This is a genomic window from uncultured Cedecea sp. (assembly GCF_947498825.1).
In the GTDB taxonomy this organism is placed as follows: domain Bacteria; phylum Pseudomonadota; class Gammaproteobacteria; order Enterobacterales; family Enterobacteriaceae; genus JGM124.
The window spans coordinates 1-225 of record NZ_CANMLV010000099.1 but is presented as its reverse complement, the minus strand read 5'-3'; the positions used below and the strand labels follow the sequence as shown (position 1 = coordinate 225).

1 protein-coding gene is annotated in these 225 nt (G+C 60.9%); it reads right to left on the bottom strand.

Annotated features, from left to right (window positions below; genetic code table 11):
• A partial coding sequence (locus Q1A40_RS23095; RefSeq protein ID WP_300006116.1) for a TRAP transporter large permease subunit occupies positions 1-225 on the bottom strand: 225 nt, incomplete at both ends.

Here is a 225-nt window from a genome sequence, read left to right as displayed (position 1 = left end):
AGCGATAACGCCCCCGGCACCGATAAGCCCGGCGGAGCGTGCCGGATCATAACCTCCGGCTTTCATCATGGGCAGCAACATCGCAGCCAGGGCTGCGGTATCGGCCACCGCGGAGCCGGAAAGACTGGCCATAATCAGTGCCGCAAACACCACCACATAACCCAGCCCGCCGGGAATATGCCCCACCCAGGCAACGGCAAGGTTAACAATACGTTTTGAGATCCC